Raw genomic sequence first — 26,538 nt, forward strand, 5'->3', positions numbered from 1 at the left:
TTTTAAAATTTACCAAAGTTGCTCTCACAACCCATCAAATTCTCTTTTGAGTTGGTCTCTTAAGCTCTCGGACTTGTTTTCGCCGTCTTTGAAATTTGCTCTTACAAAGCCATCAAGCTTGTCCAAGATCGCAAAGAGTTCGCTCTCCCAGTTTGCATTTTCCCGCTTTAAAAGCGCCTCGACCTTATCTCTTATCTGCTCAAGCATATCAAGCGCCTTATCCTTGTCGCCAGCCTCATTTAACACATCTTCAAATAAAATATCCTGTCTTAAGCCATTTATCTTTTTTAGGATAATGCCACAAAATTTAGGGTATTTCTCAGCATTGCTTAAATTTTCTAAAACCTCTTGTGCAGCCTTTTGATAAGCTGGCACAGCACCTTCTTCATCTAGCTTTTTGGTTAGTTTTTGTATCTGAAAATATAAAATAAGCGCTGCAAAAAACGCAAGTAGCAAATAAATTGTCACATTATTCATTTTTACTCCTTTTTCTAAATTTATCTATGCTAATTATTGCAAGTGCCAGCCAGATCATACAAAACGAGATGACCTTGTAGCCGTCCAAATTTTCGCCGTAAATGAAGACCGCGCAAAGGATCGCGATGGTTGGCGAGATGTATTGCAAATAGCCAATCGTTGTTAAATTTATCCTTGTTGCAGCTGCGTTAAAAGCGACAAGTGGCACGATGGTTACGATACTTGAGGCGATCATTAAAAGTGAGTCCTCATTTAGTCCAAAGTGGCTTTTACCTAAAAATGCTATGTAAAAAACGTAGGCAAGTGCAAATGGGAACATAAAAAATGTCTCTATAAAAAGTCCGTTAAATGCGCTAATCTTTGCTATCTTTCTAACTGCTGCGTAAAATCCAAATGAAAGTGGCAAGATAATGGAAACTAATGGCAATCCGCCTTGGGCATAAATTTGTATACTAATGGCTAAAACGACTATGTAAATGGCTAAAATTCCGCTTTTATTTAGCCTTTCTTTAAAGATGATAACACCGAGAAGCATGCTTATTAGTGGATTTATAAAATAGCCCAAACTTGTGTCAAGAATTTTTCCATTGCTAACTGCATAGACATAAACGCCCCAGTTTGTAGTGATAAATATGCCACTCAAAAATAGGATTTTTAGCGAACGAATATCTTTAAGTAAAGTAAAAATTTCGCCCATTTTGCCACTAAAATAAAGCACTCCAGCCATTAAGAAAAATGACCAAATGACCCTATGAGCTAAAATTTCATAAGCATCGACATCTTTGCTAAAGAGGTTGAAATAAACCGCCAAAAACCCCCACATAAAAAAGGCGCTAAGCGCGAGAATAACGCCTTTTTGGCTCTCATTTAGTCTTGGTATTTTTGTCGCCTTTTATAGAATTTATACTATCTATCATCAAAAGTGTGACCGAGATGGCTAGGCAGATCATTAAAAAGTATGAGCTTTTCTCCAGCCTTTCGCCGATGGCAAAAGAGACAAAAAGCATCATTATCGGCTCAAAGTATGTAAGTAGGCCAAGGACGTTTATTGGTACAAGTGTGCTTGAGAGGATCTGAGCGATGAGGGCTATGCCGCTGATAGCACCAAGCAAGATGAGCAGATAGTAGATGTTTGGATTTTGGCTCATCACGTAGTTCATATCGGCTGTGAGCGCAAAATAAAATGAGAATAAAAACATAAAAATTATCTCTATAACAAAGCTTGAGAAATTTGCAAGGTTGTAGTACTTTCTAATGGCAAAATAGACTGGATAAAGGCAAAAAACTACAGCGCTCTCCCACGAGATGCCGCCGCTTAGTATAGCTGTGCTAAAGACGCCAAGGGCTGCAAAAAATATCGAGGCTAGCTTTGTTTTAGAGAGGTGCTCTTTAAAAAATATCCGTCCAAAAAGGACCATGACTATTGGCATGATGAGGTAGCCGATAGAGACTTTTAGCGCTGATCCGTTGCTTGGAGCCCAGAGATAGAGCCACATCTGAAATGAGACAATGAGCGAGGTAGCTAGTAAAACTAGTAAAATTTTAGGTTTTAGCTTTATTTTTAGAAGTAAAAATTTGAAATTTCGCTGCTGTTTTAACAAAAAAATGGCTGCGATGACAAAAGGCATGGCAAAGATCATGCGGTATCCAACAAGAGCTTGCGTGCTGATGGGGTTCATGAGCACTGACATGTAGTAGATGCAGTTAAACAAAACAGATGCCAAAAGCGAATAAAATATGCCTTTTATCATGAAAAAATTCTGCTCCTTTTTGGGTAAATTTAAAGTAGCGATTGTAGGCAAAATATCTTTAATAGCCCATTAATGGCTTTTATTTTTTAAGTTTGCCGTGATATAATCAGCGTCTAATTTAAGGCAAAAAAGATAGGAAAATAAATGACTTGGAACCGCGATAGCTGGAGAGAATTTAATATCTTGCAACAACCAAATTACCCAGATTTAAAAGAGCTTAAAGAGGTCGAAGAAAAATTAAAATCGCTTCCTCCTTTGGTTTTTGCTGGCGAGGCTAGAAGTTTAAAAGAAGAACTTGCAAAAGTTTGCAATGGCGAGGCATTTTTGCTTCAAGGTGGCGACTGTGCTGAGAGCTTTACAAATTTTAATGCAAACAATATCAGAGATATGTTTAAGGTTTTACTTCAAATGGCGATAGTTTTAACCTTTGCTGGTGGCTATCCAGTGGTTAAAGTGGGCCGCGTGGCAGGGCAGTTTGCAAAGCCTAGAAGTAGCGATTTTGAAGAGGTAAATGGCGTTAAGCTTCCAAGCTATAGAGGTGACATCATAAATGGCTTTGAATTTGACGAAAAGGCAAGAGTGCCTGATCCAAAACGCATGATCGAGGCGTATTATCAAAGTGCATCTACGATGAACTTACTTAGAGCCTTTTCAAGAGGCGGTTTGGCCGACCTTCATCAAGTACATAAGTGGAATTTAGGCTTTGTCAAAAAGCCAGAGATCGGCGAAAAATACGCAAAACTAGCTGATGAACTAACAAAGACGCTTTCATTTATGGCAGCTTGTGGCATCACTTCAGCAAATACGCCAGTCATAAATCAAACCGCGGTTTATACATCTCACGAGGCACTTTTGCTACCTTATGAAGAGGCATTGACTAGGGTTGATAGTCTTAGCGGTGAGTGGTACGACTGCTCGGCTCATATGCTTTGGATAGGTGAGAGAACACGTGGTATAAACGACGCTCACGTGCATTTTTTAAGCGGTGTGAAAAATCCTATCGGCGTAAAGATCGGACCAAGTGCAAAGGCTGAGGACGTCTTCGCACTTGCAAATAAGCTAAATCCAGAAAATGAAGCTGGTAGACTAAATGTGATAATCAGAATGGGCGCTGATAAGATAGGCGAAAATTTACCAAAAATTTTAAGAGAGCTAAAGCGAGAAGGGCTAAATATCGTTTATAGTATCGATCCGATGCATGGCAACACCGTAAAAACCTCAAATAACTACAAAACCAGAGAATTTGACAAGATAATAAGTGAAGTTAGAAGCTTTTTTGAAATTCATAAGGCTGAGGGCACAAGGGCTGGCGGCGTACATCTTGAGATGACAGGACAAGACGTGACTGAGTGCACGGGTGGGGCATTAAATATCACTGAAAGCTCGCTTGAGCAAAGGTATGAAACACAATGTGATCCAAGGCTAAATGCTGATCAGGCACTTGAGCTTGCGTTTTTGATGGCTGATCTAGTTAAAAAAGCTTAAAATTATAAAATTTGGAGAAAAAGATGGTAAATGTTTATGATCTAATCGTTGTTGGTGGCGGACCCTGTGGAATTGCTAGCGTAGTTGAGGCAAAAAGAAATGGCTTAAACAACGTTTTGCTTCTTGAAAAAGGCGATAATCACAGCCAAACGATAAGAAAATTTTATAAAGATAATAAACGTGTAGATAAAGAGTATAAAGGGCAAGATAGCACGATACATGGCGTAGTTTCATTTGAGGATGGCACGAAAGAGAGCACGCTTGATTATTTTGACAAGCTGCTTGATACTGAAAAGATTGAAGCTTTTTTTAACTCTGAAGTAGAGAGCGTGAAAAAAGATGGAGAAAATTTTAAAGTAACTACCTCAAAAGCCGTCTATGAAGCTAAAAATGTGATGATATCAATTGGCAAAATGGGACGACCGAATAAGCCTGATTATAAAATCCCGCCTTCACTAAACTCAGTTGTAAATTTTAACCTTGATAGCTGTACGAACGGCGAAAAGGTGCTTGTTGTAGGTGGCGGAAACTCAGCAGTTGAGTATGCGATCGAGCTTTGCCAATACAATAAAACCACAATCGCTTATAGAAAAGATAATTTTAGCCGCGTAAATGAGACAAATTTAAGCGCACTTTGGGAGTTAGAAAAGCACGGCAAGATAAAAGTTAGGCTAAATCACGATATAAAAGAGATAGATAACGAATCAGGCAAAGTTAGAGTGCATTATGAAAATGGCAAGATCCGCGTTTATGACAGAGTTGTCTATGCAATAGGTGGCTCAAGCCCGGTTGATTTTTTACAAAAATGTCAGATAAAAATTGATGAAAAAGGCACTCCAATAGTTGATAGCAACTACCAAAGTAGCGTACCAGGACTTTATGTGGGCGGTGACATCGTGCTAAAAAATGGCGGCTCAATAGTCGTTGCTCTAAATCACGCTCATCACGTCATAAAAGACATTTTAAAGGGTAAGGCATAAGCTTGATAAATAAAATTTTACTAGCTATTTTTTGTTTGATAGCTGGCTTTTGCCTATCGTTTTTTAAATATCCAAAAGAAGATGAGATACCAAAAGATACTAATCAAACGATTTATTCTATAAATTTTGACAATTTACCGGAAGAAGAGAGACAAAAATATATCAGCAAAGACGATCTTTACGAATATGGCGGATATATAACTCCAAAAAGCTATATCCAAAATTTTACTGAAACGAACGATCAAAATTTATCAAATGATGTAAACGAACTTCAAGAACAAGTTCGTGAGCTAAGTAAAAAAAATAAAATTTTAGCTACTGATAATGTCGATATCAGCGAGAAGAATTTAGACTTTATAAGCAAAATTTCAGAGATGAAAAAAAATATCGAAAATGAAAAAAATGAGATAGTTGAAAAAAATCAAAAGACGCTAGGCGAGCTTGAAGCACAACACTTTGAAAATATACAAACTCTTACAAAACGGCTAAATGAAGCTCAAGCTGATATGATAGAGAGCTCAAAAGCTTATGAAAAAAAGATAATAGACCTTGAAAATGCGATAAATGAGGCAAAAAATGGTGATGAAAGTAAGGTAAAAGATGTCGAAGCAAATTTTGCTAAATTTAAAGAGGTAGCTGAGGCAAATTACACAGCTTTAAAAGAGCAAAATATAGAGCTAAATACGACACTGGCTCAAAAAGATGCACTAATAAAAGAGTATGAAAATACTCAAAATGAAAAAGATAAAAACGAAAAAAGAGAAATTTTGCTTTTAAAAGAGGAGATCGAGCGAGCAAAAAGTGACGCTAATATACAAAAATTTAGCTACGAAAAAGAGATAAATGCACTAACTGATGGCTTTGAAACACAAAAGAGTGTTATGGAGGATGAGCTTTCAAAAAAGGCAAACAAGATAATTGATCTTGAGGAGGCTCTTGAGTCAAGCAAGACTGCCTTAAAAGACAGAATTTATGAGCTTGATGAGATAAAGAAAAATTTAAACTCAAAAGATTTAGCAGTTGAAAACTATAATGGTAAAAATTTAGAGCTAAACGCCTCTCTTGCGGCACTTCATAAAAGTTTTAATGATCTAAAAGAAAAAAATCTTAAAAGCGAGCAGGAAAATAAACTCGCAAATGAAAATATAAATTCACTTAAAAAAGAGCTTGAACGGGTAAATTTGATAAACAAAAAGTTAGAGAAGCAAAATTTAGATGCAAATGCAAGTCTAAGTGAGCTAAATAAAAAGCTAAATTTAAGTGAAGAGAGCTTTAAAAATGCACGAAATGAGCTAAAGACGCTTGATACAAAGACGAATAAATTTTTAAAAACTTTGTTTGAGCAAAATCAAACTATCTCTTTGCAGACTCAAAAGCTTGGTTTAAATGACAGCGAGTTAAAAAACTTAAGTGCAAAGATAAATTTAAAAGATGAAAAGATAAAAGAGCTAGAAAATAATCTCACGCAAACAAGCCAAATGCTAGCAGCAAAGCAAAGTGAGCTAGAAGCTCAAAAAAGAACGCTAAAGATCGATATGCAAAATTATGAAATTTTGCGTCAGCAAATAAATATTTTGCAAAAGAAGATAGCTGATACGTCGGCTCTTTTTGCTGATAGCAATAAAAGTGGTGGTAAAAATTTACTAAGCTTACAAAATGAGCTTGAAAGTGCAAAACATAAGTTAAACGAGAGTAATAAGACGATTGAAAGGTTAAATTCTAAAATAAATGAACTTAGCTCATCTAGCGTAAAAGGAAGTCCAGTAAATGCCAAAATCATCGAACTTCAAAAAGATATCGAGCAAAATTTAAATAGGCAAGATGAGCTTGAAAACGAAAATGTGAATTTAAAAAATATCTTGCAGGCGACAACTAAGCCAGAGACGCCAACAAAGCTAGTTTTGATCTCTAGCCTTGAGTGTGATGACATGGACGCAAAAGATAAGATTAGCGTGATGTGCAAGAATAGAGTGAGCGAATTTTTGCAAAGATTTAACTCAAACTACCTTTATGAGATAATTCCAATCGTAGATAAGAAAAATTTTGTCATCCCGTCAAATGTGGCTCAAAGCATCAAAAAAGACGATCTTGGTAGACTAAATAACTATGTAAATTATGGCGTTGGTAAAGAGCGTGCAAAGGCAGCAGCCGAGCTTATAAAAGAAGAATTTGGCGATTTTGCAAGGATCAGCTTTAGCTCAGAAGTGATCGTAAAAGATGTCACGCGTGGCTTTATCATCAAGGTTTATAGATGATCTTGGCTCAGCTAAAAAGTGGCTATCGCTACAACAGCGATACGCTGGTACTTTATGATTTTATAAGCTCAAGTTTGAAAAATTTTTCGGGCAGGATTTTAGACGTTGGCACAGGGTGCGGGATACTTGGGCTTTTGCTTAAACGCGACTTTAAAAATTCCAGCCTAAGCTTGCTTGATATCTTGCAAATAAATGGTGAAATTTCTAAATTTAATGCCAGCAAGAACGGCTTGGAGGCAGAAATCATAAATGCTGATTTTGCAAATTTTAAAGATAGGGAGAAATTTGACCTCATCGTATCAAATCCGCCATTTTATCACGAGGGTGTAAAACAAAGCGAAGATGAGCATATAAAGGCTAGTAGATACACAAGCTCTTTAAGTTTAAAAGACTTTATAAAAGGTATAAGCATAAATTTAAAGCCTCACAAAAGGGCGTTTTTTTGCTATGCACCTGATGATCTTAGTCAGATTGTAGCGTGTCTAAAAGAGTTTAAGTTAAATTTAGTAAGCCTAAAATTTATTCATACAAAGGCTGATAAACCAGCAAATTTAGCCTTATTTGAGGTGAGAAATAATTCAAACTCAAAGCTAAAAATTTTGCCACCTTTAGTGATGAGTGAAAATGGCTCGCATACAAAAGAGGCGATTGAAATTTTTAAAAAAGCTGATACAAACAGCGTTGATTATCAGGAGCTAACGTGAGAGTGCAAGGCTTTAGCTATGAGTTTGATGCCAGCTTTTGCGAGAGCTGCGGCGGTAAGTGTTGCACGGGAGAGAGTGGCTACATCTGGATAAATGAAGAAGAAATTTCAAAATTTTGCACCGCATTTCATATGAGTAAAGATGAGTTTGAAAAGCAGTTTTTAATAAGAGTTGGGCTAAGGTGTAGCATAAAAGAGAAGCCCTATGAAGATGGCTTTGCTTGTGTATTTTTTGATGAAAAAAATAAAAACTGTTCAGTTTATGAGCTAAGGCCACAGCAATGTAGGACTTTTCCGTTTTGGAATTATTTTAAAAAAAATTTAAAGGAGCTAAAAGCAGAATGCATTGGCGTAAAATTTTAGTATTTTTTATGAGCATATTTTTTAACTCGCAACTACTTTTGGCTGATGATAATAAAAGTATAAATTTACGTCTAATGCAGGCTTTATTGTTTCAAGATAGCGGAGATGTGAATGCTAGCATTCAAGCTTACTCAAACATTTTTAAAGATACGAATCAAAAAGCTTATTTAAAAGAGGCGATCAAACTCGCCTTTGCTACAAAAAATGAAAATTTAGATGCTTTGATAAGTGAAGGCGAAAAAAGCTTAAAAGACGACAGCGATTTTATACGTATAAAGGTGGCAAATTTAGTAAATCTTTCAAAGCTAAATGAAGCTAAAAGTTTAATGCAAGAGCTTGCTACAAAAGAGCCAAATGCTCAAAATTTACTCATGCTTGGCACTATTTGTATGATGCAAAATGAAACAACGACTGCACTAAAATACTTTGAAGAGGCATACTCACTAAAGCAAGAAGAAGAAAACTTGCTCCGCATCGTTGATATTTTGATAAATCGTATGGATAAGATAAAAGACGCTACGAAATATCTTGAGAAATTTAGAGATGAACAAGGTTGCACGCTAAAAACTTGTGAGCTTTTGGCTGAAATTTACTCCCAGCAAAGAAATTTCCCAAAAGTGATCGAGCTCTTTGAAGAGCTTTATGAGCTAAATCACGATACTTCATATATTGATAAGATCGTGCAGTTTTTTATCTATGATAAAAATTACAAAGCAGCAATTGAAATTTTAAAAAAATATAGCTACAACGATGTGGCACTTATGGATCTTTATGCGGCAACTAGTAATTTTGGTGACGCATACATACTTGCTGTTAAAATTTATAACGATAGCAGGGATTTAAATTTTTTAGCAAAAGCCGCGATTTACGAATACGAGATGAATAAAGATACCTTGAACGAACAAAAAATGTCTGAAATTTTAGACAAATTTGAAGCTAGCGTGCCAAAGCTAGAAAATGATATGTTTTTTAACTATTATGGCTACTTGCTGATAGATCATGATATTGACCCTAGAAAGGGTATAGAGCTTGTGCAAAAGGCGCTTGCTATCTCGCCTGAGTCGCCTTATTATGAAGATTCGCTAGCGTGGGGATATTTTAAGCTTGGTGAGTGCAAAAAGGCAAAGGGTATTATTCAGCATGCAATGAAAGATGTTGATTTTAGGACTTCAAAAGAGGCAAAAGAGCATTTGCACCTAATAGAGCGCTGTATAATAAATCTAAATAAAAGGCTTAAAAAATGATACTTGATGAGATAATTAAAAAAACTAAAGATGATCTTGAAAAAAGAAAGGCAGACTTCCCTGAGGAGTGGCTTGGTCGCTCACTAGCTTATAACCCATACGTGCCAAGAGATGTTTTAAATGCACTTAGAGCAAGTCAAAATGAGCCGATAAAAATCATAGCCGAGATCAAAAAAGCAAGCCCAAGTAAGGGGGTGATAAGAGAAGACTTTGAACCTATAAAAATCGCTCAGGAATACGAGCCATACGCAAATGCTTTTAGTATCTTGACTGAGCCACATTGGTTTAAAGGCAACATCGAGTATATCACACAGGTTCGCCGCTACGCATCAAAGCCGATCCTTAGAAAAGATTTTATCGTTGATAAGTATCAAATTCTTGAAGCTCTTGTTTATGGGGCAGACTTTATCTTGCTCATCGCAAAAGTACTAACTCAAAATGAGCTAAAAGAGCTTTTAGGCTATGCTCATCATTTAGGGCTTGAGGTTTTGGTTGAAACTCACGACGCGAGTGATGTGAAAAAGGCTATCTTTGCAGGAGCAAATATAATAGGTATAAATCACAGAAATTTAGATGATTTTACGATGGATATGAGCCTTTGTGAGAAGCTCATACCACTTTTGCCAAATGGCAAGATAATAGTCGCTGAAAGCGGTCTTTACGAGCATAAACAGCTTAGAGAGCTAAGCAAAATAGGCGTAGATGCTTTCTTGATAGGAGAGCATTTTATGAGACAAGATGATATAAAAAATGCCGTCAAAAAGATAAAGGAGGGCGAGTAATGCAGCACCTTTGTGCCCCTTGGAGAAGCGAATACTTTAGCGCTAAGAAAGATAGCTGTGTTTTTTGTGATGTTATAAACTCAGATGATGATGATGATAAAAATGGTGTGCTTTTTCGAGCTAAACATTGTTTTGGGATTATGAATTTATATCCGTATTCTCCAGGTCATTTTATGATAATACCAAATCAGCATACCGACAAGATCGAAGAGCTTGATGAGCAGACTTGGTTTGAGATGAGTAAATTTGTAAGGCTTGGAGTTGAAATTTTAAAAAAAGAGCTTTATGCTAATGGCGTAAATATAGGTATGAATTTAGGCAAGGCCGCAGGAGCTGGCATAGCCGAGCACGTGCATTATCACCTTGTGCCAAGGTGGAGCGGGGATACAAATTTTATAACCACCATCTCTGATGTGAGAGTAAATGGCACGCCATTTCATCCGCTTTTTGAGAAACTAAAAAAGGCATTTAGTGCCGTTATTTGAGCTTGATGTAGACCAGTGGCTAGAAAAAAGAAGCTCTTTTGAAATTTTAATAGACGCAAGATCGCCGCATGAATTTTTATATTCACACATAAAAGATGCTATAAATTTATACGCTTTAAATGATGCAGAACATAAAGAGGTAGGCACGCTCTATAAAAGCGATAGATCCCTAGCAAAGAGCATTGGCGCAAAATATATCTGCAAAAATTTACAAAATATCATTGATGAGGTTTATAAAAGAGCCAAGGTTGGTTCAGCTATTGGCATCTACTGCGCTAAAGGTGGGCTTAGATCAAATTCTGTTGGCTATGTGCTAAGCATGATAGGATATAGAGTTTTTAGGCTTAGTGGTGGCTATAAAGCTTATAGAAATCACGTTTTAGAATTTCTAAATCGACCTTTAAGTACAAAATTTATCACTCTTTTTGGAAATACTGGCTGCTACAAAAGTAAGCTCATAAGGGCTCTAAGCCCGTCAATAGACCTTGAAGCTATGGCAAATCATTTAGGCTCTGTCTTTGGAGCGATAAATGGCGCGCAGCCAAGCCAAAAAAGCTTTGAAGATGCGTTATTTGAAAAGCTCACAACTCTAAAAGATGAAATTTGCTTTATCGAGGGTGAGAGCAGAAGGATAGGCTCGTTAAGTTTGCCAAAGAGCCTTTATGAGGCGATGCGTAGTGGCATTAATGTTGAAGTGAGCGCAAGTTTAGAAAAAAGAATTTCTTGCATAGTAGATGATTATAAAAGTGTGGGTAAAGCTTTTTTTGACGAGTGTATGAAGAAAATTTCGCCATTTATCGATAAAAAAGCTAGAGATGAAGCTATGGCTAAATTTAATGAAAATGGCATTACCAAAGTAGCTGAAATTTTACTCACAAAATACTACGATAAAGTCTATAAGAAAAATGAAAATATTAATGTTTTCATAAATTCTGATGACTTTGACGAAGCCGTTAAAAAGCTAAATGATATAAAAAATGAAGCAAAATTTTAGGCTTATTTTAATTAAAAAATTAAGCCAAAAATTTATACAAATGAGTTTTAATTCTTAAAATTTTATAGTCTTTGCTCACTTAAATTTATCAATTTTACTAAAAATAATATGTTTAATTTTATGTAAAATATTTTGTACTATTTTCCTAAAATAGTTAAAAATTTTTCAAGAAAATCAAAGCAATACCTAAAATTCGCTAGAAAGTTAAAATGGATTTAAAATGCTTTGGGATATAATCTGCGATAAATTTATCAAAAGGCTAAAGTGATGATAAAACAGATTTCTGGTTCACAGATGATAAGCGAGGCCTTGCACGAAGAGGGTGTTGATATAGTCTTTGGCTATCCTGGCGGTGCAGCTTTAAATATCTACGACGAAACATATAAGCAGACTTATTTTAAACACGTTTTGGTTCGCCACGAGCAAGCAGCCGTTCATGCGGCCGATGGATACGCTAGAGTTAGTGGTAAAGTTGGCGTTGCTTTTGTGACAAGTGGCCCTGGCTTTACAAATGCAGTCACAGGCCTTGCAACAGCTTATAGCGACAGCATACCGATCGTGCTTATAAGCGGTCAAGTACCAACATTTATGATCGGCACAGATGCTTTTCAAGAGATCGATGCGGTCGGCATTTCACGCCCCTGTGTTAAGCATAACTTTTTAGTTAATAGCGTTGAAGAGCTACCTCGTATCATAAAAGAGGCTTTTTACATCGCAAGATCAGGCCGTCCAGGACCGGTTCATATCGATATCCCAAAAAATATCACATCAAAACTTGGCGACTTTGTCTATCCAAAAGAAATTTCTATTCCAAGTTACAAACCAACCTATAAGGGCAACTCAAAACAGATAAAAAAAGCAGCAGTTGCGATAAATGAAGCTAAAAGACCACTTCTATACATCGGTGGTGGTGCGATAGCATCAAATGCAAGCGAGATTATCCGTAAATTTATGAAAAAAACTGGTATTCCAGCGGTTGAGACGCTGATGGCTCTTGGCGTGCTTGACGCAAAAGATGAGCTAAATTTAGGCATGGCAGGTATGCATGGCAGCTATGCTTCGAATATGGCACTTAGCGAGTGCGACCTTCTCATCTCGCTTGGAGCTAGATTTTGTGACAGGATCACTGGTAGGACGGATGAGTTTGCCAAACATGCAAAGATTATCCACATCGATATTGATCCAAGCTCTATCTCAAAGATCATAAACGCTCACTATCCAATCGTTGGCGATCTTACAAACGTGCTAACTGAGCTTTACGAAGAAGTCAAGGCCGAGCCTGAAAACTACGCACCTTGGAGAGAAATTTTAGATAGATACTCAAAGCTAAATCCTCTAAGCTACACAGATAGCGACACAGTTCTAAAACCGCAATGGGTCATCGAAGAGACTGCAAAGATAGCGGGCCCAGAGGCTATCATCTCAACAGACGTAGGCCAGCACCAAATGTGGGTAGCGCAGTTTTATCCATTTAACCGAGCAAGGCAGCTTGTCACAAGTGGCGGCCTTGGTACGATGGGATATGGCTTGCCTGCAGCGATCGGTGCAAAATGTGCAAAACCAGACAATCTTGTTATAAATTTTACAGGCGATGGCTCAATACTTATGAATATCCAAGAGTTAATGACGGCTCATGAGATAAATATGCCCGTTATAAACATCATTTTAAACAACAACTTCTTAGGCATGGTTCGCCAGTGGCAGACATTTTTCTATGAAAAGCGCTACTCATCAACTGATCTTAGCTTGCAGCCTGATTTTGTAAAGATTGCTGAAGGATTTGGCGGAGTTGGCTTTGTTTGCAAGAGCAAGGATGAGTTTAGAAAGGCTTTAAAAGAGGCGATCGATAGCAAAAAATCAGCGATGATCGACGTTAGGATCGACCGCTTTGAGGATGTGCTTCCTATGGTTCCAGCTGGAGCCGCGATTTATAATATGATATTAAAGAGCAAGGAAGAAAAATGAGTATCAGAAGAACGATTTCGGTTATAGTTTTAAATGAACACGGCGTTTTGGCTAGAATTTCTGGGCTTTTTGCAGGCAGGGGCTACAATATTGATACACTCACCGTTGCTCCAATACCTGAGAGCAACTTCTCAAGGCTAAGTATCGTAACAAGTGGCGACGAGAGAGTTTTAGAGCAGATCGTAAAGCAACTTCATAAGCTCATACCAACGTATAAGGTCATAGAAAGTGGCGAATTCGTCGAAAAAGAGATGGCGCTAGTGAAAATTCCACTTGGTGAAAATTTCGCCGGCCTTGAGGCGATACTAAAGACATATAACGGCATCGTCACAAATACAAACGAAAACTACATCGTCGTCATGGTGGCTGACGATGCGAGTAGGATAGAGAGTTTTTTAAAATCGATAAAGAAATTTAACCCAGTTGACGTCGTACGTGGCGGATCTGTGATAATGGATATATGATGAAACTAAGTGAAATAGCCTCAAAAGTAAATGCTACTTTTAGTGGAGAAGATATAGAAATTTTTGCTCTAAATTCTTTAAAAAATGCAAATAAAGCTGAGCTAACATACTGCGATGGCGAGAAGAATGCAAAATTTATAAGTACGTCAAACGCTGGAGCCATCTTGGTGACAAAATCGCTTTTAGACTTGGTGCCAGCTGGTATGGTTGCACTTGTGTGTGACAACCCACACCTTGCATTTGCCTTGCTTAGTAAAGATTATGCTAAGCCGCTTTTTTGTGAGCCAAAGCCATCAAATATCGCCAAGAGTGCAAAGATAATGCCAAATGTCTATATCGGCTCAAATGTGAGCGTAGGCGAAAATACGGTAGTAATGGCTGGGGCATTTTTGGGCGATAATGTGACTATCGGCAAAAACTGCATCATCCACCCAAACGTAGTCATTTATAACGACTGCGTCATCGGTAACGAGTGCCACCTACTGGCAAACTGCGTGATTGGAAGTGATGGTTTTGGCTATGCGCATACAAAAAATGGCGAACATGTAAAAATTTATCACAATGGCAATGTAGTTTTGGGTGATTATGTCGAGATTGGCGCCTGCACGACGATAGATCGCGGCGTCTTTGAAAGCACAGTGATCGCAAACTACACAAAGATAGACAATCTCGTTCAAATAGGCCACAACTGCGAGCTTGGAAATGGCTGCCTAATCGTCTCACAAACTGGCCTTGCTGGCTCAACAGTACTAGGCAGAAACGTCGTTATGGGCGGACAAAGCGGCTCAGCTGGTCATGTAAAAGTGGGTGACTTCGCGCAGATCGCTGCACGTGGAGGCGTTAGCAAAGACCTACTTGGTGGCAAAAAATACGCTGGAGCTTATCCGATAATGGAGCTTTCAGATCAGTTTAAACTTCAAGCAAAAATTTTGAGATTTTTTAAGAAAAATTAATTGCAAGCTTTTGCGGCTTAAAATCGCAAAAGCTTTTTATCTAGTAGTATAAAAATAATGCTAATTCTATTTTAAAACGAGCTAGACTTAAAATTTATATGTTAAGTTTGGCAAAATACAAATTAGCTATTTTATTTTAAATTTCTATTTATTTGGCTTTGTTCTCTTTTATTACTCTAGCCGTTTCTATTGCGATTTCTAGCTCTTCGTTTGTTGGTATGATGAGCGTTTTTATCTTAGCGTCATCCCCGTCTATGCATCTCTCGCCTCGCATGTCTTGGAAATTTAGATCGTGATTTATGTGAATGCCAAGATGTTTTAATTCATCACAAATTTTTTGCCTTGTATTTGGTGCGTTTTCGCCAATGCCACCGGTAAATATAAGCGCATCAACGCGTCCTAAAATGGCGTAATATGAGCCAATATATTTTTTTACTCGGTAGCAAAACATCTCAAATGCAAGCTTTGCTCGCTCGTCATTTTGCATCTTGGCTACGACCTCTCTCATGTCGCTTGAGCCACAAATTCCAAAAAGTCCGCTTTTTTTGTTTAAAAAATTATCTATCTCGTTCCATTTTAAAACGCCAATATTTAGCAAGTAGATGACCACAGCTGGGTCCATATCGCCGCTTCTTGTACCCATTATGAGTCCTTCAAGTGGGCTAAGCCCCATTGAGGTATCGATACTTTTGCCATTTTGCACTGCACAGGCTGAGGCGCCGTTACCTAGATGAAGCGAGATAGCGTTAAATTTATCAAATTCTATGCCAAGCATTTTGGCTGCCTGCTTGCAAACATATCTATGTGATGTGCCATGAAAGCCGTATTTTCTGATGTGATGAGTCTTGCAAACGTCGTATGGTAGGGCGTAGCGGTAGGCGTACTCTGGCATGCTTTGATGAAATACCGTGTCAAAAACAACCACGTGAGGCACGTTTTTGCTCTCTTTCATCGCGTTTTTAATGCCAGCAAGATGCCCTGGATTGTGAAGTGGGGCAAGCGGACTTATCTCCTCGATCTTTTTGATGACGCTTTCATCAACGATCATCGAGCTAAAAAAGCTCTCGCCGCCGTGAACTATCCTGTGTCCGATACCATCAAGCTCGCTTAGATCGTGCAAGGTGTGTGAAGTGACAAAGAGCTCGTTCATCGCCTCAAGTCCGTCATGGTGGTCTTTTATGAAGCGTTTTATCTCGTAGGTTTCGCCATTTGCTTTTAGCACCGCCCTCGAGCTATTGCTACCGATTTGCTCTATTAGACCGCTTGCTAGACTGGTTTTGGTATCCATTGCAAAAAGTTGAAATTTTATTGAGCTACTACCCGAGTTTAAAACCAAAATTCTCATATTATTCTCCTGCTTGTATGGCGCTGATTAAGATGGTATTTACCACGTCTTCAACGAGGCAACCGCGGCTTAGGTCATTAACTGGCTTTTTTAGCCCTTGAAGTATCGGACCTACTGCTAGGGCGTTTGCACTTCGCTGAACTGCTTTGTAACAGATATTTCCGCAGTTTAAATTTGGAAAGATAAATACATTTGCCTCTCCTGCGACATCGGAATTTGGCATCTTTTTGCTAGCCACGCTTAGATCAACCGCCGCGTCAAACTGAATTGGCGCTGCAATTTTTAAATTCGCATCAAGCTCGCTCGCCTTTTTGGCAGCTTCTTTTACAAAATCCACATCAGGCCCACTTCCACTATCAGCCGTAGAGTAACTTAGCATAGCAATCTTTGGACTAAGGCCAAAGGCACTTGCCGTTTGAGCGCTACTTAGCGTTATGCTAGCTAGCTCATCTGCGCTTGGATTTGGCGTGACGGCGCAGTCGGCAAAAAGCAAAATTTCTTCTTCAAGTGCCATGAAAAATGCCCCACTTACCACACTTACATTTGGCTTTGTTTTTATTATCTGCAAGGCTGGGCGGATCGTATCAGCCGTGCTCATTGTAGCACCACTTACCAAGGCATCAGCTATGCCTTCATGAATTAGCATCGTAGCAAAGTAAATTTTATCTTTTGCAAGCATATTTGCCTTAGTTTCATCCACGCCTTTATGCTTTCTAAGCTCATAAATTTTCTTTGCAAATTCATATGTCAGCTCATTTTGTTCTGGATTGATCACTTTGGCTTTGCTTAGATTTAGCCCCAAAGCGGCTGCTTTTTTTGAAATTTCATCTTTAAGTCCTAGCAAGATGATATTTGCCGCACCTTTTTCTAGCACGATATGAGCCGCTTTTAAAATTCTCTCATCGTCACTCTCTGGTAAAACAACGGTTTTGTTTGCAACTTTAGCTCTTTTTAGAAGCAAGCTTTGAAATTTAAATTGTGTGATGATATCTGCTTTATAGTTTAAAATTTCATCTATCTTATCGGTGATTAGAAGCTTTGAGTTTGGGTTTAGTGCTTTTAGCTCGCTTGCGTTTTCGTCAAAAACTGGAGCGTTTAAATTTCTAGCTATCTTTAAATTTAGCTCGCTTTTGCCAAAGACACTAAAGCTCTCACAGCCAATGACTATGACGAAGTCGCTTTTGGCTTTTAACTCTTCAAATTTATCTATAAATTTTAGAAAAAATTCTTTTTCATTTGAATTTATTAAGTTATTTTCATCGTTTTCATCCGGGATTATCTTAAAAATCTCAACTTTTTTAAATTTTGTAGCTATAATTTCTTGCAGATGTGCTAAATTTTTGTCTGTAAAAACGTAACAACTTTTCATTTGCGACCTTTTTAGGAACTTAAATTGCTTAATTTTAGCACAAAGATACTTATTTTAAGGCATTTTTTATGAACCATAAAACGATTTGGCTCGTCTTATCTGCGGGCATTATTTGCACTGGCTGCACACCAAGTGCTGATCCTCATATCAATATGAAACCCCCAGTTTATGTCGAGCAACTCCCTTCAAAAGATAGTGGAACCGGACAAAGCAACGCTGGCAGCCTCTTTGGTAAGGGCGAGAATCCGCTATTTTCAGACAGAAAGGCGATGAATGTAAATGATATCGTGACTATCGTCATCTCAGAAAATGCAAGCCAAACTTCAACTGGTAGCAAAAGTACCAACAAAGATAGCACTATCTCGCTTGGTGGCGGTGTTTTCACAGCTGGGGCTGCACCGCTTTCAACTGTGGCTGATAATCTAAATAAATACGGCGACATAGGCTTTAAAGCAGGTGGTGGCAATAAATTTACAGGAAGTGGCACGAGCAACAGAAGCGAGAAATTTACCGCAACCATTTCAGCCAGGATCATAAAAATCCTAAATAATGGCAATTACTTTATAGAAGGTAGCCGGGAGCTACTTATAAATGGCGAAAAACAGATCATGCAAGTAAGTGGTGTCATCAGACCTTACGACATCTCACAAAATAACGAAATCGACTCAAAATATATAGCTGACGCTAAAATTTTATATAAAACAGAGGGCGAGCTAGACAAATCTACCAAAAAACCTTGGGGCACAAGACTTATGGAGGCTATCTGGCCATTTTAATGCAACTTTAAAAGCCTAAAATTTAATCAATTTGGGCTTTTAAAAATTTATATCTCAAAAATTTCTCTCGCCTTAAATATGCTAAATTTTTAAAAATTATTAAAAATTATAGTTGATATTTACTTTCAGAATAACATGCTTAAAATATTGAAAATTCATCAAAACAAAATAAAATTTCTCAAAATATTATTTTTTATATTTTGAAAATATATCGCAAAAAAGGGATTTTAAATTTTTTAGTTAAAATTTATTTAATTATAGATATTAATTTTATAAAATAATTTTTTACTTCTTTAAACAAAGATATTATTAATAAAAGTAAAATTTTCAAGCAAAGGAGCTTATATGAATAATGACTTGCGTCAAAAGATAGATAGACGCTTAAGTGAGCTTAGTGCGTTGCCTAAGATGAAAAGCGACTCGAGTATTGCGCAGCTTTTAAAAGAGAAGGGCTTTACGAGGCGTGATTTTATGAAGTGGGCTGGTGCGATGACAGCTTTTATGGCTCTACCAAGTGCGATGACACCGATGGTTGCTCGTGCTGCTGAGCTTAGCGATAGGCTTCCTGTGATATGGCTTCATATGGCAGAATGCACAGGCTGTAGCGAGAGCTTACTAAGAACCGATGCTCCAAGTATAGATAGTCTTATATTTGACTACATAAGCCTTGAATACCACGAAACTATCATGGCAGCTTCTGGTTGGCAGGCTGAAGAAAATTTAGAGAGTGCGATCGAAAAATATAAAGGCAGATACATTTTACTAGTTGAGGGCGGTATCCCAACTGGTGCGACTGAAAATTTCTTAACTGTTGGACCTCATGGCACAACAGGTAAAACTCATGCTGTAAATGCTTCAAAAGACGCAGCTGCTATCTTTGCGATCGGCACCTGTTCTAGCTTTGGTGGCATTCAAGCTGCAAGGCCAAATCCATCAAATTCAGTGGGACTTTCAAGGGTAACTGACAAACCAGTTATTAATGTCGCAGGCTGTCCACCAAGTGAGAAAAATATCGTTGGCAACGTGCTTCACTTCTTACTTTTTGGCACACTTCCAGCGCTTGATGTTTATAATAGGCCAAAATGGGCTTATGGCTTAAGAATTCACGATCTTTGCGAAAGACGTGGTCACTTTGACGCTGGCGAGTTTGTCCAAAACTTCGGCGATGAGGGTGCAAAAAATGGCTACTGCTTATACAAAGTAGGCTGTAAAGGTCCATATACATTTAATAACTGCTCACGCGAGAGATTTAACCAACACACATCATGGCCAGTTCAAGCGGGACACGGCTGTATAGGCTGCTCAGAGCCAGACTTCTGGGATACGATGGGACCATTTGAAGAGCCTATGGCAGATAGACTCTTTGATACTGTCTTAGGTCTTGGAGCTGATAATGTAAGCGACAAAGTCGGCATTGGAATTTTAGCTCTTACAGGCATTGGCATAGCAGCTCACGCTGTTATAGCTTCTATGAGTAAAGATAAAGAATAAGGCGAAAAAATGAGTGAAAAAAGAATAGTAATAGACCCTATAACACGTATCGAGGGACACTTAAGAATAGAAGTTGTCGTAGATGAAAATAATGTCGTAAAAGAGGCGTATTCTGGCTCAACTCTTTGGCGTGGTTTAGAGCAGATCGTAAAAGGTAGAGATCCAAGAGATGCTGGCTTTTTCATGCAAAGAATTTGTGGCGTTTGTACATACTCACACTACAGAGCAGGCATTATCGCAGTTGAAAATGCTCTTGGTATCAAGCCTCCACTAAATGCAGAGCTAACTAGAACGCTGATGAACGCAGCTTTATATCTTCACGATCACATCGTGCATTTTTATCAGCTTCACGGCCTTGACTGGGCAGACGTCGTCTCTGCACTAAGCGCAGATGTGCATAAAGCTAGCGAAGAGGCGTTTAAATACACTGATTTGCCATTTGCCACGGGAGCTGACAAGCTAAAAGAGGTAAAAGAGAGGGTTGAAGCATTTGTTAAAAAGGGCAACCTTGGACCATTTGCCAACGCATACTGGGGACATAGCACATATAAATTTACCCCAGAGCAAAACTTGATCGTTCTCTCTCACTACTTAGAGTGTTTAAGAATCCAAAGAACTGCAGCTCAGATGATGGCTATCTTTGGCGCAAAAAACCCACATCCACAAAGCTTAACAGTTGGTGGCGTGACCTGCGTAATGGACCTTATGGATCCAGCTAGAATGGGCGAATATATGAGCAAATTTGCCGAGATTAAAGAATTTGTAGATAGAGCTTACTATCCAGATATCTTGATGGCAGCTAAAGCTTATGGTAATGAGCCAAGTGTTCTAAACGACGTTGGTGTGGCAAATTTACTCTGCTACGATGAGTTTTTGATTGGCAAAAATGATCATCTATTTAAAGGTGGCTATATCTTAAATGGCGATCTTAGCAAGGTTTATGATATCGATGAAAATAAAATCACTGAAGAAGCTACTAGGTCTTGGTATAAAAACGACAAAGCGCTTCATCCATACGACGGTGAGACTGAGGCAAACTACACTGGCCTTATTGACGGCGAGAGCATAGACGCCGAGGGCAAACTAGCTCATAGTAAGCTTTTTGATACAAAAGGTAAATATAGCTGGATCAAAGCACCACGATATGATGGCATGCCTATGCAAGTAGGTCCAATAGCAAGTATCGTTATAAACTACGCTAGAGGCAATGAGAGAGTTAAAAAAGTAGTTGATGAATTTTTAGCAAAGAGTGGCTTGCCATTAAGCGCAGTCTTCTCAACTCTAGGCAGAACCGCTACTCGTATGCTCGAGGCAAAAGTAGTGGCAGAGCACACAATGGACGCATTTAATGCCTTGGTAGAAAATTTAAAATCAGATCAAGAGACCTGCGCAAAATATGTAATCGATAACAAAAAAGAGTACAAAGGAAATTTCCAAGGCAATGCTCCAAGAGGTGCGCTTAGCCACTGGTGCCGCATAAAAGATGGTGTTATCACAAACTGGCAAGCAGTCGTGCCAAGCACATGGAACGCCTCTCCAAAAGACGCACAAAATCAAATGGGCAGCTACGAAGCGTGCTTAGTTGGTTTAAAGATCGCTGATCTTTCAAAACCGCTTGAGATAATACGAAAAATTCACTCTTACGATCCTTGCATCGCGTGTGCTGTGCATGTTATGGATACAAAGGGAAATGATTTGAGTACTTATAAGATAAATCCAAATTTGTAAGGAGAGAATATGTCACATAAAAATGCTGATAGAATCAGCGAATACGAATTCTCCATCGGTGTTAGGCTGACACACTGGATTAGATTTGCAGCGATCACACTTTTGGTTGTGAGCGGCTACTATATCTCATACGTTTTTGTGAGTCCAGAGATCACGAGCGAGCCTACAAATTTTATGCAAGCAAAGTGGCGTATGGCTCACCAGATCGCTGGCTTTGTTCTAATAGCGGCGTTTATTTTTAAATTTTATCTATTTGTCTTTGATAAACACAGCAAAAAAGAGTGGATGAGTGTGGTTGATTTTCTAAATCCAAAAATTTGGATCGCACAGATTAAGTATTATCTTTTTATGGGGCCACACCCGCATTTAAGGGGCGTTTATAATCCTTTGCAGTTTGCCTCATACTTTTTCTTTTATCTTATTTTGACTCTTATTTGCCTAAGTGGTCTTGTGCTTTATGTTCATGTTTATCATGAGGGACTTGGCGGAGCGCTTTATGAGCCAGCAAGGTTTTTTGAGGAGCTTATGGGCGGACTAGCAAATGTCAGGACGATACATAGAATTTGTATGTGGGTCATTATGATATTTGTGCCGATTCATGTTTATATGGCGGTATTTAACGCTGTTAAAGGCAAAAATGGAGCGATGGACGCTATCGTTAGTGGCTATAAATTTGTAAAAGAACACTGATGAGAGTGCTGGTTCTTGGTATCGGCAACGTGATGTTTGCCGATGAGGGCATAGGTGCTCATTTTGTAAATTTGATGGCTAAAAACTATAAATTTATAAGTTCTAAAAACGAGCTTACATTAATGGACGGGGGCGCTTTAGCCCTCGCTCTAACTCACATCATAAGCGAATTTGACTATCTTATCGTCGTTGATTGCATTAGCGCAAATGGCGCAAGTGTGGGTGATGTTTATTTTTTCGACTTTCTAAACGTACCAAATTTTATCAGCTGGGACGGCTCGGCTCACGAGATAGAGATGCTTCAGACCCTTCATCTAATGGAGCTTGCAGGCGACAGACCGACAACCAAAATCTTAGGTATCGTGCCTAGCCGCATAGAGTCATCAAATTTTAGCCTCTCAGATGAGGTTATAAACGCTTCTACAATTTTAGAAAAAACACTGCTTGAACACTTAAAAGAGCTTGATTTTGAGTGTGAAAAGGTGGCAAATTTTACCCTAAAAGATATCGTTGATGAATATGCTAAAAAAGGTTTAAAATGATACTTGCTTTTAAATTTACTTGCCACAAAGACGCTTCGTTTCTAGCGCCATTTTTACGCTTGCTTGCTGGCGATCTAGCTCATAGTCTAAAGTGCAAAGATGATGAAATTTGTCTAAAGGTAAGTGGAGACGCCAGTGAGCTTGAGAGCGTGGCAAATAAAGCAAGCGCACTCTTGCCATTTAGTCTTTTTATAAAGCACAGTGAGGTCTTGGCTGCAAGTGAGCTTGATGAAGAAAGCAAGATAAGTGAGATAAAATTTGGCGGCCTAACTCCGACTCAAGCGAGCACATTTTTAGCTAGTGGAGAAGCTATCTTAAATGAAAGTGGCGTGCTATGTGAGAGTAAATTTGAGGGCGAAATAACGCTTGGTAATTTTAATGAAAAGCTCAAAGTTTGCCTAAATTTATTAAAAAACGGGGGGATCGTTTGCGTAGAGCAAGATGAAAATTTATATGAAATTTCTCTTGGCGTAAATTTTGACGCAAATTTCTTGATACCTGTAAATTTAAAGCAGCTACCAAAAATTTTTATCGCCGATGATAGAGCGCAGATCGCGCTTGCTAGCTTTGAAAAGCCACTTTTGGCACTAAAGACAACAGCTATTTATAGGCAAAATCACGAGGATGCACCGCTATTTTTTGACGTGATGGCACCAAATGATCTTTTTCTTTACGCCATTTGCGAGCAGCTAAATAAAGAGGGCTTTAGCTTTTTAAGCGTTAAAGTAAAGGAGCAAAAAAATGCTATTTCAAGACTAACTTTGCTTGAAAGTAGCGCAGTTTTAAGCCCATTTTTCTATGCTAAAAACGAGGAATTTGAGCTTAGTTATTTGGAAGAGATAGCTTTGGGATTAAAATTTAGCAAATTTAGTGATGACGAAATTTGCCTGCTTTCAAAATCAAGCAAAACGCAGCTTCTATTTTTACCTAAATTTAGTAGCTTTGAAGAAATTTATGAGCTCATAAGAGCCGAGGAAGGCGGCGAAAGGCTACTTGAAAACTTCAGTAAAGAGCATACTCTGCCGAGTGGTAAATTTAGCTCAAATGCTAGCTTTTTCTCGTTATTTTGCATAGCTGGGCGCATACTTGGCTTAAGCGATGACTTTAAAAAAGCAGGAGAGAATTTGCTCCTTATGGCAGCTGATTTTAGTGGTCAAAAGGGAGTTAGGATCGATTGCAAGATGAAAGATGACTTTGGTTTAGACGGGGTTAAGTTTGTAAAAAGTATCATTTCGTTTGTCCTTGCTGGCGCTGGAGAGAAAAACATCAGCTTTGGTTGCACCGAGTCTTTGGCACATTTTTTGAGCGATTTTAGCTATGAAAAACGAGATAAATTTAAGATCAAAAATGTTACTTTAGGCGGGGATTTATTTTATAATAAGGTAGTTAGCAACTTGATAAAAAAGCACCTAAACCCAAATATAAAAACAAATTTTGACCCCGGATTTGGCGTTGAGATCAAGCTTTAGATACGAGATCAAAGGCTTAGTTCAAGGCGTTGGTTTTAGACCTTTTGTCTATACTTTAGCGGACAAATTTAAGCTAGTTGGCGAAATTTACAATGATGACGAGGGCGTGAAGCTAAATTTTAGTGGCGAAGAGGCTAGCTTTTTGGCTTTTGAAAAAGAGCTTTATGAGAAGCTGCCAGCCCTTGCTAGGATCGATGAACTGCATAAATTTAAGATAGATAAAATTTATGAAAAGCTTGAGATCATCGCCTCAAAGTCAGCAACTAAGCAAGCGCCTATTTTGCCTGATTACGCACTTTGCGATGACTGCTTGCGCGAGTTTTATGACCCCACAAATCCACGCTACAAATACCCATTTATAAACTGCACCAACTGCGGACCGAGATTTTCCATCATCAAAGCCTTGCCTTATGATAGGGTAAATACGACGATGAATGAGTTTAAGATGTGCGAATTTTGCGAGAGCGAGTACAAAGACCCGCTAAACCGCCGGTATCACGCAGAGCCGATCTCTTGCCCAAACTGCGGACCAAAGCTATATCTAAAAGATAAATTTGGCAAAGTCTTAGCTAGTGGGAACGAAGCGGCAAAGCAGGCGGCCACGCTCATAAATGAGGGCAAAATTTTAGCTATTAAAGGTCTTGGTGGCTTTCATCTGGTTTGTGACGCGACAAATGAAGCGGCAGTTTGCGAGCTAAGAGCGAGAAAGCACCGCCCAAGCAAGCCCTTTGCGCTGATGAGTAAAAATTTAGAAAACGCTAGAAAAATAGCACAAATTTCAGAGGCAGAGGCTGGGCTTCTTAGCTCAAATTTAAAGCCAATCGTCTTGCTTGAAGCAAAAAACGGCTCAAACATCGCTAAAAGCGTCGCTCCAAATTTAAATAAGCTTGGCGTCATGCTTGCATTTAGTGGCATACATCTTTTGCTTTTTGACTATCTCAAGCACGATATCATCGCAACTAGCGCAAACATCTCAGGCGAAGTTGTGATAAAAGATGAGAGTGAACTAAAAGAAAAGCTAGGTGAGGTTATAGACTTTTACCTTGATCACGACCGAGAAATTTACTCACCAAGTGACGATAGCATCGCATTTTGCGTTGAAGATGAAGTGATTTTTACAAGAACGAGTCGTGGCTTAAATCCAAATTTTATCCATACAAATTTCAAGCAAAAAGGGACATTTTTAGCCCTTGGAGCGGAGCTAAAAAGTTCGTTTTGTATATACAAAGACGGGCTTTTGATGATTAGCTCATATATCGGTGATCTAAAAAATGTGGCGACTTTTGATAGATTTAAAGATATTTTTACCCTTTTTGAAACGACTTATAACCTAAAAATCGAGAAGGTCATAGCCGATCTGCATCCAAATTTTTTAAATACAAAATGGGCAAAGGATCAGGGCTTTGAGCTAGTTCATTTGCAGCACCACTACGCCCATCTACTAAGCGTAATATTTGAAAACGATCTAGCAGATAAAAAGTATCTTGGTTTTTGCTTTGATGGTACTGGATATGGGGAGGATGGCAAAATTTGGGGTGGCGAGGTCTTTAGGCTAGATAAAAAGAGTTACGAGCGCGTTTATCACTTTGATGAATTTAGCCTATTTGGGGGCGAAAACAGCATCAAAAATATCTATCTAATCGCATATTCTATTATTTTAAAATACTCTCTTGAGGACGAAGCTAGTAAATTTTTAGTAAATTTTGATGAAAAAATGCTTGTAAATTTTAAAAAAATGGAGCAAAAAGGGCTAAACTTAGTAAAGACTAGCTCGGTTGGTAGGATATTTGACGCATTTGGGGCGATTATTTGTGGGCTTTTTCATTCTAGTTTTGAGGGCGAGAGTGGTATGAGGCTTGAAGCGCTTTATGATAAAAATTTGGATGTGTGTTATAAATTTAGTTTAAATGATGGAGTGATCTGCTTTAAAGAGGCTTTTAAAAATGCTTTAAAAGATGAGCCAAGAGTGGCTGCAACGGCATTTATAAATGGTATAGCTGATATCATTTTTGAAATTTCTAAAAATGAGAAAAAAGAGGTTTTATTAAGTGGCGGAGTTTTTCAAAATAAGACTTTACTTGATATCATTTACAAAAAATTTACTAAGGCAAATTTGAAATTTTATATCAATAAGAAATTCTGTAGTAACGATTCTAACGTAAATTTAGGGCAAATTTATTATTATTTATCCACATTTTAAAAGAACTGATGTATAATGATTGTAAAC

At 38.2% G+C, this 26,538-nt stretch carries 24 protein-coding genes; 19 read left to right on the forward strand and 5 right to left on the reverse strand.

All coding sequences use genetic code 11. From position 1 onward, the window contains the following. Positions 1–24: 24 nt before the first annotated feature. Genes F3H00_RS07320 through rarD (F3H00_RS07330) form a run of 3 tightly spaced genes read right to left on the reverse strand, consistent with a single transcriptional unit; the run spans position 25 to position 2,228 of the window. Positions 25–477 carry an aryl-sulfate sulfotransferase gene (locus F3H00_RS07320; RefSeq protein ID WP_148799791.1) on the reverse strand — a complete coding sequence of 151 codons (453 nt, stop codon included), beginning with the start codon at positions 475–477 and terminating at the stop codon, positions 25–27. Further along, positions 470–1,357 (reverse strand): EamA family transporter RarD, encoded by an 888-nt coding sequence (gene rarD, locus F3H00_RS07325; RefSeq protein ID WP_148799793.1) that lies wholly within the window; start codon positions 1,355–1,357, stop codon positions 470–472. The genes F3H00_RS07320 and rarD (F3H00_RS07325) overlap by 8 nt, the downstream gene beginning before the upstream one ends. Beyond that, positions 1,341–2,228, reverse strand: coding sequence for an EamA family transporter RarD (rarD, locus tag F3H00_RS07330; RefSeq protein ID WP_021091407.1), 888 nt, complete (start codon positions 2,226–2,228; stop codon positions 1,341–1,343). Before rarD (F3H00_RS07330) ends, rarD (F3H00_RS07325) begins: the two co-directional genes overlap by 17 nt. Before the next feature lie 144 nt (positions 2,229–2,372). Here rarD (F3H00_RS07330) and F3H00_RS07335 point away from each other — a divergent pair, with 144 nt between their 5' ends. The 12 genes from F3H00_RS07335 (at position 2,373) to lpxD (ending at position 14,901) form a co-directional block, all read left to right on the forward strand. Further along, positions 2,373–3,713, forward strand: a complete 1,341-nt coding sequence (locus F3H00_RS07335) for a class II 3-deoxy-7-phosphoheptulonate synthase (protein WP_148799795.1) — start codon at positions 2,373–2,375, stop codon at positions 3,711–3,713. Between the two features lie 23 nt (positions 3,714–3,736). Continuing rightward, entirely contained in the window at positions 3,737–4,693 is a 957-nt protein-coding gene (locus F3H00_RS07340; RefSeq protein ID WP_103641514.1) for an NAD(P)/FAD-dependent oxidoreductase, read from the forward strand. Between the two features lie 2 nt (positions 4,694–4,695). Then, on the forward strand, positions 4,696–6,948 hold the full coding sequence (locus tag F3H00_RS07345) for a vesicular transport factor Uso1p (RefSeq protein ID WP_148799796.1): 2,253 nt from the start codon (positions 4,696–4,698) through the stop codon (positions 6,946–6,948). Then, positions 6,945–7,652: a tRNA1(Val) (adenine(37)-N6)-methyltransferase gene (locus tag F3H00_RS07350; protein ID WP_148799798.1), complete on the forward strand. Its 708-nt coding sequence runs from the start codon at positions 6,945–6,947 to the stop codon at positions 7,650–7,652. The genes F3H00_RS07345 and F3H00_RS07350 overlap by 4 nt, the downstream gene beginning before the upstream one ends. Then, the gene (locus F3H00_RS07355) at positions 7,649–8,014 is read left to right on the forward strand and encodes a YkgJ family cysteine cluster protein (RefSeq protein WP_021091298.1); all 366 of its coding nucleotides are present in this window, start codon (positions 7,649–7,651) and stop codon (positions 8,012–8,014) included. Before F3H00_RS07350 ends, F3H00_RS07355 begins: the two co-directional genes overlap by 4 nt. After that, complete coding sequence (locus F3H00_RS07360) at positions 7,993–9,258, forward strand: tetratricopeptide repeat protein (RefSeq protein WP_148799800.1); 1,266 nt, start codon at positions 7,993–7,995, stop codon at positions 9,256–9,258. Before F3H00_RS07355 ends, F3H00_RS07360 begins: the two co-directional genes overlap by 22 nt. After that, positions 9,255–10,040: an indole-3-glycerol phosphate synthase TrpC gene (gene trpC, locus F3H00_RS07365; RefSeq protein WP_148799802.1), complete on the forward strand. Its 786-nt coding sequence runs from the start codon at positions 9,255–9,257 to the stop codon at positions 10,038–10,040. The genes F3H00_RS07360 and trpC overlap by 4 nt, the downstream gene beginning before the upstream one ends. Next, positions 10,040–10,525: an HIT family protein gene (locus F3H00_RS07370; protein WP_087585947.1), complete on the forward strand. Its 486-nt coding sequence runs from the start codon at positions 10,040–10,042 to the stop codon at positions 10,523–10,525. Before trpC ends, F3H00_RS07370 begins: the two co-directional genes overlap by 1 nt. After that, complete coding sequence (gene mnmH / locus F3H00_RS07375; RefSeq protein ID WP_148799804.1) at positions 10,512–11,519, forward strand: tRNA 2-selenouridine(34) synthase MnmH; 1,008 nt, start codon at positions 10,512–10,514, stop codon at positions 11,517–11,519. The genes F3H00_RS07370 and mnmH overlap by 14 nt, the downstream gene beginning before the upstream one ends. A gap of 270 nt (positions 11,520–11,789) precedes the next feature. Continuing rightward, on the forward strand, positions 11,790–13,484 hold the full coding sequence (locus F3H00_RS07380; RefSeq protein ID WP_223155266.1) for an acetolactate synthase large subunit: 1,695 nt from the start codon (positions 11,790–11,792) through the stop codon (positions 13,482–13,484). A 2-nt stretch (positions 13,485–13,486) separates the two neighbouring features. Continuing rightward, positions 13,487–13,948 carry an acetolactate synthase small subunit gene (gene ilvN / locus F3H00_RS07385; protein WP_223155267.1) on the forward strand — a complete coding sequence of 154 codons (462 nt, stop codon included), beginning with the start codon at positions 13,487–13,489 and terminating at the stop codon, positions 13,946–13,948. Beyond that, complete coding sequence (lpxD, locus tag F3H00_RS07390) at positions 13,948–14,901, forward strand: UDP-3-O-(3-hydroxymyristoyl)glucosamine N-acyltransferase (RefSeq protein WP_148799808.1); 954 nt, start codon at positions 13,948–13,950, stop codon at positions 14,899–14,901. The genes ilvN and lpxD overlap by 1 nt, the downstream gene beginning before the upstream one ends. Positions 14,902–15,049: 148 nt before the next feature. Here the strand turns inward: lpxD and F3H00_RS07395 are convergent, their stop codons facing one another. Both F3H00_RS07395 and pta read right to left on the reverse strand, forming a co-directional pair. Beyond that, positions 15,050–16,246 carry an acetate kinase gene (locus F3H00_RS07395; RefSeq protein ID WP_148799810.1) on the reverse strand — a complete coding sequence of 399 codons (1,197 nt, stop codon included), beginning with the start codon at positions 16,244–16,246 and terminating at the stop codon, positions 15,050–15,052. Between the two features lies 1 nt (position 16,247). Continuing rightward, entirely contained in the window at positions 16,248–17,615 is a 1,368-nt protein-coding gene (gene pta, locus F3H00_RS07400; protein ID WP_148799812.1) for a phosphate acetyltransferase, read from the reverse strand. 68 nt (positions 17,616–17,683) lie between these two features. On the opposite strand from pta, the gene flgH reads away from it, so the two are divergent. The 7 genes from flgH to hypF all read left to right on the forward strand — a co-directional run bounded on the left by flgH (position 17,684) and on the right by hypF (position 26,511). Beyond that, entirely contained in the window at positions 17,684–18,391 is a 708-nt protein-coding gene (gene flgH / locus F3H00_RS07405) for a flagellar basal body L-ring protein FlgH (protein ID WP_021091364.1), read from the forward strand. A 345-nt stretch (positions 18,392–18,736) separates the two neighbouring features. Next, entirely contained in the window at positions 18,737–19,882 is a 1,146-nt protein-coding gene (locus tag F3H00_RS07410; RefSeq protein WP_148799814.1) for a hydrogenase small subunit, read from the forward strand. A gap of 9 nt (positions 19,883–19,891) precedes the next feature. Continuing rightward, on the forward strand, positions 19,892–21,610 hold the full coding sequence (locus F3H00_RS07415; RefSeq protein ID WP_103618843.1) for a nickel-dependent hydrogenase large subunit: 1,719 nt from the start codon (positions 19,892–19,894) through the stop codon (positions 21,608–21,610). Between the two features lie 9 nt (positions 21,611–21,619). Then, on the forward strand, positions 21,620–22,300 hold the full coding sequence (gene cybH, locus F3H00_RS07420) for a Ni/Fe-hydrogenase, b-type cytochrome subunit (protein ID WP_021091370.1): 681 nt from the start codon (positions 21,620–21,622) through the stop codon (positions 22,298–22,300). Continuing rightward, positions 22,300–22,842, forward strand: coding sequence for a HyaD/HybD family hydrogenase maturation endopeptidase (locus F3H00_RS07425; protein WP_149703791.1), 543 nt, complete (start codon positions 22,300–22,302; stop codon positions 22,840–22,842). The genes cybH and F3H00_RS07425 overlap by 1 nt, the downstream gene beginning before the upstream one ends. Continuing rightward, on the forward strand, positions 22,839–24,311 hold the full coding sequence (locus tag F3H00_RS07430; RefSeq protein WP_149703792.1) for a hypothetical protein: 1,473 nt from the start codon (positions 22,839–22,841) through the stop codon (positions 24,309–24,311). Before F3H00_RS07425 ends, F3H00_RS07430 begins: the two co-directional genes overlap by 4 nt. Next, the gene (gene hypF, locus F3H00_RS07435; RefSeq protein ID WP_149703793.1) at positions 24,295–26,511 is read left to right on the forward strand and encodes a carbamoyltransferase HypF; all 2,217 of its coding nucleotides are present in this window, start codon (positions 24,295–24,297) and stop codon (positions 26,509–26,511) included. The genes F3H00_RS07430 and hypF overlap by 17 nt, the downstream gene beginning before the upstream one ends. The last annotated feature ends 27 nt before the right edge of the window (positions 26,512–26,538 follow it).

This window comes from Campylobacter concisus (genome assembly GCF_902460845.1).
Classification (GTDB): domain Bacteria; phylum Campylobacterota; class Campylobacteria; order Campylobacterales; family Campylobacteraceae; genus Campylobacter_A; species Campylobacter_A concisus_X.

Excerpts from the sequence above, each read along its gene's own strand:
- cybH (WP_021091370.1), top strand. The coding sequence starts at position 21,620 with ATGTCACATAAAAATGCTGATAGAATCAGCGAATACGAATTCTCCATC.
- F3H00_RS07350 (WP_148799798.1), top strand. The coding sequence starts at position 6,945 with ATGATCTTGGCTCAGCTAAAAAGTGGCTATCGCTACAACAGCGATACG.
- F3H00_RS07430 (WP_149703792.1), top strand. The coding sequence starts at position 22,839 with ATGATACTTGCTTTTAAATTTACTTGCCACAAAGACGCTTCGTTTCTA.
- F3H00_RS07410 (WP_148799814.1), top strand. The coding sequence starts at position 18,737 with ATGAATAATGACTTGCGTCAAAAGATAGATAGACGCTTAAGTGAGCTT.
- F3H00_RS07340 (WP_103641514.1), top strand. The coding sequence starts at position 3,737 with ATGGTAAATGTTTATGATCTAATCGTTGTTGGTGGCGGACCCTGTGGA.
- F3H00_RS07425 (WP_149703791.1), top strand. The coding sequence starts at position 22,300 with ATGAGAGTGCTGGTTCTTGGTATCGGCAACGTGATGTTTGCCGATGAG.
- F3H00_RS07320 (WP_148799791.1), bottom strand. The coding sequence starts at position 477 with ATGAATAATGTGACAATTTATTTGCTACTTGCGTTTTTTGCAGCGCTT.
- F3H00_RS07360 (WP_148799800.1), top strand. The coding sequence starts at position 7,993 with ATGCATTGGCGTAAAATTTTAGTATTTTTTATGAGCATATTTTTTAAC.
- F3H00_RS07335 (WP_148799795.1), top strand. The coding sequence starts at position 2,373 with ATGACTTGGAACCGCGATAGCTGGAGAGAATTTAATATCTTGCAACAA.
- rarD (WP_021091407.1), bottom strand. The coding sequence starts at position 2,228 with ATGATAAAAGGCATATTTTATTCGCTTTTGGCATCTGTTTTGTTTAAC.
- F3H00_RS07415 (WP_103618843.1), top strand. The coding sequence starts at position 19,892 with ATGAGTGAAAAAAGAATAGTAATAGACCCTATAACACGTATCGAGGGA.
- pta (WP_148799812.1), bottom strand. The coding sequence starts at position 17,615 with ATGAAAAGTTGTTACGTTTTTACAGACAAAAATTTAGCACATCTGCAA.
- trpC (WP_148799802.1), top strand. The coding sequence starts at position 9,255 with ATGATACTTGATGAGATAATTAAAAAAACTAAAGATGATCTTGAAAAA.
- flgH (WP_021091364.1), top strand. The coding sequence starts at position 17,684 with ATGAACCATAAAACGATTTGGCTCGTCTTATCTGCGGGCATTATTTGC.
- F3H00_RS07395 (WP_148799810.1), bottom strand. The coding sequence starts at position 16,246 with ATGAGAATTTTGGTTTTAAACTCGGGTAGTAGCTCAATAAAATTTCAA.
- lpxD (WP_148799808.1), top strand. The coding sequence starts at position 13,948 with ATGAAACTAAGTGAAATAGCCTCAAAAGTAAATGCTACTTTTAGTGGA.
- F3H00_RS07370 (WP_087585947.1), top strand. The coding sequence starts at position 10,040 with ATGCAGCACCTTTGTGCCCCTTGGAGAAGCGAATACTTTAGCGCTAAG.